General features: G+C 72.5%; 6 protein-coding genes and 1 pseudogene. 6 read left to right on the top strand and 1 reads right to left on the bottom strand.

The window, feature by feature from the left end:
* Window positions 1-2 precede the first annotated feature (2 nt).
* Window positions 3-1,037: an Rv2578c family radical SAM protein gene (locus tag IEZ01_RS28830; RefSeq protein WP_189204603.1), complete on the bottom strand. Its 1,035-nt coding sequence runs from the start codon at window positions 1,035-1,037 to the stop codon at window positions 3-5.
* Window positions 1,038-1,186: 149 nt separating this feature from the next.
* Here IEZ01_RS28830 and IEZ01_RS28825 point away from each other — a divergent pair, with 149 nt between their 5' ends.
* The 6 genes and pseudogenes from IEZ01_RS28825 to IEZ01_RS28800 all read left to right on the top strand — a co-directional run bounded on the left by IEZ01_RS28825 (window position 1,187) and on the right by IEZ01_RS28800 (window position 8,379).
* On the top strand, window positions 1,187-1,630 hold the full coding sequence (locus IEZ01_RS28825) for an SRPBCC family protein (protein WP_019890470.1): 444 nt from the start codon (window positions 1,187-1,189) through the stop codon (window positions 1,628-1,630).
* Window positions 1,631-1,821: 191 nt separating this feature from the next.
* Window positions 1,822-2,551: pseudogene (locus tag IEZ01_RS28820) on the top strand (MFS transporter); the annotation flags it as partial.
* Window positions 2,552-2,855: 304 nt separating this feature from the next.
* A complete protein-coding gene (locus tag IEZ01_RS28815) occupies window positions 2,856-5,336 on the top strand; it encodes a SpoIIE family protein phosphatase (protein WP_189204601.1) in 2,481 nt (826 codons plus the stop codon).
* Between the two features lie 81 nt (window positions 5,337-5,417).
* The gene (locus IEZ01_RS28810; RefSeq protein WP_019890474.1) at window positions 5,418-6,146 is read left to right on the top strand and encodes a class I SAM-dependent methyltransferase; all 729 of its coding nucleotides are present in this window, start codon (window positions 5,418-5,420) and stop codon (window positions 6,144-6,146) included.
* Window positions 6,147-6,221: 75 nt separating this feature from the next.
* Window positions 6,222-7,055 carry a M55 family metallopeptidase gene (locus IEZ01_RS28805; protein WP_019890475.1) on the top strand — a complete coding sequence of 278 codons (834 nt, stop codon included), beginning with the start codon at window positions 6,222-6,224 and terminating at the stop codon, window positions 7,053-7,055.
* Window positions 7,048-8,379 (top strand): M20/M25/M40 family metallo-hydrolase, encoded by a 1,332-nt coding sequence (locus tag IEZ01_RS28800; protein WP_189204599.1) that lies wholly within the window; start codon window positions 7,048-7,050, stop codon window positions 8,377-8,379. Before IEZ01_RS28805 ends, IEZ01_RS28800 begins: the two co-directional genes overlap by 8 nt.
* The last annotated feature ends 11 nt before the right edge of the window (window positions 8,380-8,390 follow it).

Here is an 8,390-nt window from a genome sequence, read left to right as displayed (position 1 = left end):
GCTCACAGAAGGGTGAGCTGGGTGGCCTGCGCGCCGGGGTGCGCGCTCTTCTCGTCGGCCGGGATGCGCCGGGACGCTCCCCTGCGGGCCGGCCCGATGCCGTACTCCGCCGCCAGCTCGTGCACCTGACGGGTGATCCGGCGCTGGTACCAGGTGGGGGCGTACGCCCCGCCCGCGTACATCCGCTCGTACCGGCCGACCAGCCCGGGATGGTGCCGGCCCAGCCACTGCATGTACCACTCGCGGGCGCCGGGGCGCAGGTGCAGCACGAGCGGGGTGACCGAGGACGCCCCGGCCGCCGCGATCGCCCGGACCGTCGCCCGTAGCTGTTCGGGCCGGTCGCCAAGGAAGGGGATGACCGGCGCCATCAGCACGGAGCAGCCGATGCCGTGGTCGGTCAGCGTCCGTACGACGTCCAGGCGGCGCTCGGGCGAGGGCGTGCCCGGCTCGACCGTCCGCCACAGCTCCTGGTCGGTGAAGCCGACCGAGACGGAGATGCCCACCTCGGTCACCTCCGCCGCCTGCCGCAGCAGCTCCAGATCGCGCAGGATCAGCGTCCCCTTGGTGAGGATCGAGAACGGGTTCGCGTGGTCGCGCAGGGCGGTGAGGATGCCCGGCATCAGCCGGTAGCGGCCCTCCGCCCGCTGGTAGCAGTCGACGTTCGTGCCCATCGCGATGTGCGCGCCCTCCCACGTGCGGGAGGCGAGCTGACGGCGCAGCAGCTCCGGCGCGTTGATCTTCACCACGATCTGGGAGTCGAAGCCGAGCCCCGTGTCGAGGTCCAGGTAGCTGTGGGTCTTGCGGGCGAAGCAGTACACGCAGGCATGGGTGCAGCCGCGGTAGGGGTTGACCGTCCACTCGAACGGCATCCGGGAGGCGCCCGGCACCCGGTTGAGGATCGAGCGGGCCCGTACCTCATGGAAGGTGATGCCGCGGAACTCCGGGGTGTCGAAGGTCCGGGTGGTCACGGCGTCCGCGCCGAACAGCGCGGTGTCCCCGGCCGCGGCGGGGTTCTCGGCCAGATGGTCCCAGCGCATGGACGCCTCCTCGTGCGGTAGCCTGCCCGCACAATAGAACACATGTTCCCATGATCGTGCGATCCGGAGATCCGACCCGGATTTGGGGGCCTGCCACGCGGGTGGTTGGCTGTTGGCACCCCTGAGGAACAAGTGCTGGAGGAACAGGCATGGCGCAGGTCGAGGCCACCACGGAGCGGATCATCGCGGCGGACGCGGAGGCGGTGTTCGACGCTCTCGCCGACTATCAGGACACCCGCGCGAAGCTGCTCCCGCAGCACTTCAGCGAGTACGAGGTGCGCGAGGGCGGCGACGGCGAGGGCACCCTCGTCCACTGGAAGCTCCAGGCGACCAGCAAGCGCGTCCGTGACTGTCTCCTTGAGGTCACCGAGCCCACCGACGGCCAGCTCGTCGAGAAGGACCGCAACTCCTCGATGGTCACCACCTGGACCGTCACCCCGGCCGGTGAGGGCCGCTCCCGCGCCGTCGTCAGCACCGTCTGGAACGGCGCGGGCGGCATCGGCGGCTTCTTCGAGCGGACCTTCGCCCCCAAGGGACTCGGCCGCATCTACGACACCGTGCTCGCCAACCTCGCCGCCGAGACGGAGAAGTAGCCCGCGGTACGCCCCACCACAGGTCACCGGTTCGGGTGGTTCTGTCCACCGGACCGGTGCCTGCCACAGGGCTCCGACCGGCGTATGAGCCGCATCCCGCCCGCCCCAGACGCATCTCGTCCCGCTTGCCCTCAGTTGTCGCGCAATGCGAGAAATGGGCCCGCGCAGGCGCGACGAAGGGGAGCGAAGACGTGGGCGGGACCACCCTGGTGAAGGACGAGCGGACGGACCCCGCGCCCCGGACCGGCGCCCCCGGAAGCGGCACGCCCTCCTGGGCCGTCTCCCCTGACCCGCTCCCCGCTCCGCCCGGCCGGGGCCGCGTCCGGCTCGTCCTCCTCGCACTGATGCTCGCGCTGCTCCTCGCCGCGACGGAGCAGACGATCGTCGCCACCGCCGTGCCGGACATCGCCGGCGACCTCCGGGGCACGGACCGGACGTCCTGGGCGATCACCGCCTATCTGCTCGCCGCCACCATCACCCTGCCGCTCCACGGCAAGTTCGGCGATCTCCACGGCCCGCAAGGGCGTCTTCCAGTTCGCCGTCGTCGTCTTCGTCGCCGGCTCCGCGCTGGCCGGCTGGTCCCGCACGACGGACCAGTTCATCGCCTTCCACGCGCTCCAGGGGGCCGGCGCCGGGGGCCTGGTGATCGGCGTCCAGGCGATCGTCGCCGACCTCGTCCCGGCGCGGTGACGCGGCCGGTACACGGGGCTGATCGGCGCCGTCTTCGGCCTCGCCCTGGTTGCCGGTCCGCTGCTCGGCGGCTTCTTCACCGACCACCTCTCCTGGCGCTGGTGCTTCTACGTCAACGTCCCCCTCGGCCTGGTCACCTTCGCCGTCGTCGCCTTCGCCCTCGAACTGCCCAGGCCCGCCACCCGCGCCCGGTTCGACGTGCTGGGCGCGCTGCTGCTCACCGCCGCGGCGGCGGACGGTCCGTCGAGGAGGCCCGGGTCACGCTGCTGGACGCCGCCGGCAATGGGCCGCGGGCTACCCCCCGGTGGCGACCGTCCTCCAGGTGGCGGGCGGCGGACGCACCGAACGCGACCTCCAACTGAGCCACGACAACTGACCCTCCCGGACCGGCGTTTCGCGCGACTTCCGTGCGGTTTCCCCCGCGCGGGAACCGGGCCGGCGGGATTCCGTCGATGCCCGGCGCACAACCGGCGCGAAGCCCTACCGTGGAGTCACATGCCGCGGACCTTGCGGCCGGGAAGGAGCCTGCCCCGTCATGGACCGTGGAGTTCCGCCGCAGCGGCAGCCGCTCCCCGCGGCCGGCCGGATCCCGCTCGCCGTCGTCGTGGTCGACGGCCAGGGCCTGGTCTCGCACTGGTCCACCGGCGCCCGCCGGCTCTTCGGACCCGACCGCCACGACGCGGTCGGCCGGCCCGCCATCGACCTGCTGCCGGTCACCGGCGCGCTCCCCGACCCGGAGCCGTACGAGACCGACGAGCCCTACGCCATGGACGGCTCCCGCCGGCCCTACGACACGCTCGGCCCCGGCCTCGACGCCTCCCTCGGCGGGCGCGCCCCCTACCCGACCGCCGGCCGCGCCCGCCTCACCGACGGCCACGGCGACGACGACCGGCTCGACGTGCTGTGGTGGGCGTACCCCCTGGTCGGCCCCGGCCGTGAACGGCTGCTCGTCCTCGCCGCCGACGCCGGACAGTTCCGCCGCACCGACCTCACCGGCGGACGGCCCGTCGAACGCATCGCGCCCGGCTTCGCTCTGCACACCGACTTCCCCGGCTCCGACGAACTCGCCCGGCGGCTGCCCGAGATCCTGCCGAGCATGGGCGTGCGCGAATCCACCCGGATCGTCGCCCAGGTGCTCGAACTCGGCTACCCCGTCCTTGAGTTCAGCAGGCACGACCGTGTCCCGGTCACCCCCGACTGGGGCGTGCCCCGGCGGGCCGCCCGCCCCGCCGCCGCGGGCACGGCCGCGCCGGAACACACCGAGGACCCGGTCCACGACCAGGACCTCGAATACGCGGCCGTACGCGAGCGGCTCGAATTCCTCAACGAGGTCTCAGGCCGGATCGGCTCCTCGCTCGATCTCGCGGTGACCATCCGTGAGGTCAGCGCCGCCGTCGTACCCCGCTTCACCGACGTCGCCGGCACCTATCTGCGCGAGCAGGTCGTCGCGGGCGAGGGCTTCCCGGACGGGCCGCCGGACGCCACGACGCTGTGGCACCGGGTCGCCGTCGATCACGTCGACGCGCCGGGCCGCTGGGACGACGTCGTCCCCGTAGGCGAGTCCATGCCCTTCCCCGAGCACACGCCGTTCTTCCGGTGCATGACCACCGGCGAGCCCGTCCTCGTCCCGCGGATCAGCGAGGAGATGGGCACTGCCATCGCCGCGCAGTTCGAGAAGCGCGACATCCGGCCCCTGATCAACGGCCGGTCCATGCTGGTCGTACCGCTCAAGGCCCGCCATGTGGTGCTCGGCTTCATGATCCTGCTGCGCCACCCCGGCCGCGCCGCCTTCCACGACATGGACCGTGTCACCGGCGCCGAGCTGGCCGCCCGTGCCGGGCTCGTCCTCGACAACGCCCGGATGTACACCCACCAGGAGAACGTCGCCGAGACCCTCCAGGACTCGATGCTGCCGCAGATCGCCCCGCGCATGGCGGGCTGCGACATAGCGACCCGCTACCTGCCGGGGACGCTCCTCGGCCGGGTCGGCGGCGACTGGTTCGACTCCGTGAAACTCCCCGGCTCACGCACCGCCCTGGTCGTCGGCGACGTGATGGGCCACGGCCTCAACTCCGCCGCCATGATGGGCCAGCTGCGGACCGCCGTGCAGACCATGGCGGCCCTCGACCTGCCCCCCGCGCAGCTGCTGCGCGGCCTGGACGACCTCGCCCAGCGGCTCGGCGAGCACTACCTCGCCACCTGCCTCTACGCCGTGTACGACCCCATCGGCGGCGAACTCCTCATGGCGAACGCCGGACATGTGCCCCCGGTGCTGGTCCGCGCCGCCGACGGCCGCAGCGAACTGCTCGACCTGCCCACCGGCGCGCCCGTCGGCGTCGGAGGCGTGCCCTTCGAGACCGTACGGATCCCCGTGTCGCCCGGCGACCGGCTCGTCATGTGCACCGACGGCCTGGTCGAGGTCCGCGGCGAGGACATCGGCGTCGGACTGGCCACCCTGTGCGAGTCGGCCGCGCACCCGGCCGCCTCCATGGACGACGCCTGCGACACCATCATCCGCGCCCTGAACCCGCGCGGCGGCCGTAAGGACGACGTCGCCCTGCTGATGGCCCGGCTCGGCGGGATCGACACCGACGACGTGGCCCGCTGGGAGCTGGTGCCGGAGCCCGCCGAGGTCCGCCGGGCCCGGCGCCTGGCCCGGACACGGCTCGAATCCTGGGGCCTTGGCGAGCTCACCGAAACGGTGGAACTGCTGGTCAGCGAGGTCGTCACCAACGCCGTACGGCACGCGGCCGCTCCCGGGGCCCGGCCCGCCGCAGACCGTCTCGAGCTGCGGCTGGTCCGGACCGACCGGCTGCTGTGCGAGGTCACCGACGGCGGGCACACCCTGCCGACCCTGCTCGCGTCCACCGGTCTGGCCGAGGGCGGACGCGGGCTGAAGGTGGTGAGCCGGCTCGCCCGGGAGTGGGGCGCGAGCCGGGCGGGCGACGGCAAGACCGTCTGGTTCGAGCTGGCACTGCCACCGGCGCACCGGGGATCCGCCCCGCACGGCACGTGAAGCAACGCCACCCCGGGTACTTGTCCGCTCAACAGGTAAGCGCTAGACCGATCTTGACGGTCTGTCGGCTGGGGAGTGTTCATGAGCGTGACGAGTCGGTACAGGAACGCCTGGGAGAGCTTCTGGCGTGAGGCGCCCGACGGGACGGGCGCGGTCCTGTGGGACGCCGAACCGTCCCTCACCGCCGGGCTCCATCTGGGGATCTTCGAACCGCGGCTGGCCGAGCCCGGGCTGCCGATGGTCGATCTGGGCTGCGGCAACGGCACCCAGACCCGCTTCCTCGCCGAGCGTTTCCCCCGTGTCGTCGGCGTCGACCTGGCGCCCGCCGCGATCGAGCGGGCCCGCCGCGCCCTGCCGGGCGACGGCGGACGCCTCTTCCGGGAACTCGACGCCGTCGACCCGGCGGCCGTCTCCCGGCTCCATGGAGAGCTGGGCGACAGCAACGTCTACATGCGCGGTGTGCTCCACCAGTGCGAGCCGCAGGACCGCCAGGCCCTCGCCGACTCCGTGGCCCTGCTCCTTGGCGAGCACGGCAGGGCCTTCGTCGTGGAGCTCGGCGAGGCGGCCGGGCAGCTGCTGCGGGGACTGGCGCAGAGCCCCGACGGGCCGCCGCCCAAGCTGCGGCCCGTGCTGCGGCACGGGATCGCGCCCGGCGCCGTGGACGACTCGGCCGTCCCCGGACTCTTCGCCGCCGCCGGTCTCGACGTCCTCGCCTCCGGCGACCTGCCCCTGATGACCACCGAGCACACCGGCGCCGGCGACCGCCTCGAACTGCCCTCGAAATGGCTGGTCGTGGGCCGGAACGGGTGACGTCTCAGGTCCATACCACCGACGGTTGTCCACAGGGCTGGCCGGGGTGCCGGGCGGAGCGTACGGTGTCCAGGCATGAAGATCCTGATCAGCGCCGACATGGAAGGCGCCACTGGTGTGACCTGGCCGGCCGATGTGCTGCCCGGCACCGCGCAGTGGGAGCGGTGCCGGTCGATGTTCACCTCGGACGTGAACGCCGCCGTGCTGGGGTTCTTCGACGGCGGCGCCGATGAGGTGCTCATCAACGAAGCGCACTGGTCCATGCGCAATCTCCTTCTCGAACGGCTGGACGAGCGCGCCGAGATGCTCACCGGCAAACACAAATCCCTCTCCATGGTCGAGGGCGTCCAGCACGGCGACGTCGACGGCATCGCCTTTGTCGGCTACCACACGGGCGCAGGCACCGAAGGCGTCCTCGCCCACACCTACCTCGCGAACTCCCTCACCGGTGTCTGGCTCAACGGTGAGCGCGCCGGCGAGGGCCTGCTGAACGCGCATGTCGTCGCCGAGTACGGCGTCCCCGTCGTCCTCGTCACCGGCGACGACCTGACCTGCGAGGACGCCCTCGGCTACGCGCCCGAGGCGCCGAAGGTCGCAGTCAAGGACCACGTGTCGCGGTACGCGGCGGTGTGCCGCACCCCCTCCCGTACGTCCGCCGCGATCCGCGCCGCGGCCAAGGAGGGGGCGGCCCTGGCCGTACGGCACGAGCCGGTACGCGGCGGGCCGTTCACCATGGAGCTGGAGTTCGACGCCGCCCATCTCGCGGCGGCGGCCACGGTCGTGCCCGGGGTACGGACCGGCGAAGAGCGCCGGGTCGCGTACACCAGCGAGACGATGTACGACGCCATCCGCACCTTCAAGGCGGTCACCACCATCGTCTCGGCGGCCCTGGAGGAGCAGTATGGGTGAGCGCACGGCCGTGACCGACCAGGCCCTCGACGAGGTGGTCGCCTTCACCTCCGAACTGATCCGGATCGACACCACCAACCGGGGGAGCGGCGACTGCCGGGAGCGGCCGGCCGCCGAGTACGCCGCCGAGAAGCTCGCCGGGACGGGCCTCGAACCGGTCCTGCTGGAACGCACCTCGGGCCGTACGAACGTGGTGGCCCGGATCGAGGGCACCGACCCGTCCGCCGACGCCCTCCTCGTCCACGGCCATCTCGACGTCGTCCCGGCCGAGCCCGCCGACTGGAGCGTGCATCCCTTCTCCGGCGAGATCCGCGAAGGCGTCGTCTGGGGCCGCGGCGCCGTCGACATGAAGGACATGGACGCGATGATCCTGGCCGTCGTCCGGGACTGGGCCCGCCGTGGCGTCCGCCCCCGCCGGGACATCGTCCTCGCCTTCACCGCCGACGAGGAGGCCAGCGCCGCCGACGGATCAGGCTTTCTCGCCGACCAGCACCCCGCCCTCTTCGAGGGCTGCACGGAAGGCATCGGCGAGTCCGGCGCCTACACCTTCCACGCCGGAGGCGGACTGACGCTCTACCCCGTCGCCGCGGGGGAACGGGGCACCGCCTGGCTCAAGCTCACCGCACACGGCCGGGCCGGCCACGGCTCCAAGGTCAACGACGCCAACGCCGTCAGCCGCCTCGCCGCCGCCGTCTCCCGCATCAGCGACCACCCCTGGCCGGTAAGGCTCACCCCCACCGTCCGGGCCGCACTCGCCGAACTGGCCGCCCTGCACGGCCTCGACATCGACATCAACGCCGACGACCTCGACGTGGACGGGCTCCTCGGCAAACTCGGACCGGCCGCGGCCCTGGTCGAGGCCACCGTGCGCAACACGTCGAACCCGACCGTCCTCGAAGCCGGCTACAAGGTCAACGTGATTCCCGGCCACGCCATCGGCTTCGTCGACGGACGGGTGCTCCCCGGCACCGAGGACGAGTTCCGTACGACCATGGACCGGCTCACCGGACCCGACGTCGACTGGGAGTACCACCACCGGGAGATCGCGCTCCAGGCCCCGGTCGACTCGCCCACCTACCGCAAACTACGCGCCGCCGTCGAGCGGTTCGACCCCGACGGCCATGTCGTGCCGTACTGCATGTCCGGCGGCACGGACGCCAAGCAGTTCTCCCGGCTCGGCATCACCGGCTACGGCTTCTCCCCGCTCAACCTGCCGGCCGGCTTCGACTACCAGGCGCTGTTCCACGGGGTCGACGAGCGGGTGCCCGTGGACGCACTGCACTTCGGCGTCCGCGTCCTCGACCACTACCTGCAGTCCGCATAGGGGGAATCCCG

The organism is Streptomyces purpureus, assembly GCF_014648195.1.
Lineage (GTDB): Bacteria > Actinomycetota > Actinomycetes > Streptomycetales > Streptomycetaceae > Streptomyces > Streptomyces purpureus.
Note: the sequence above shows the minus strand (reverse complement) of the source record. Positions and strands in the feature narration are given on the sequence as shown.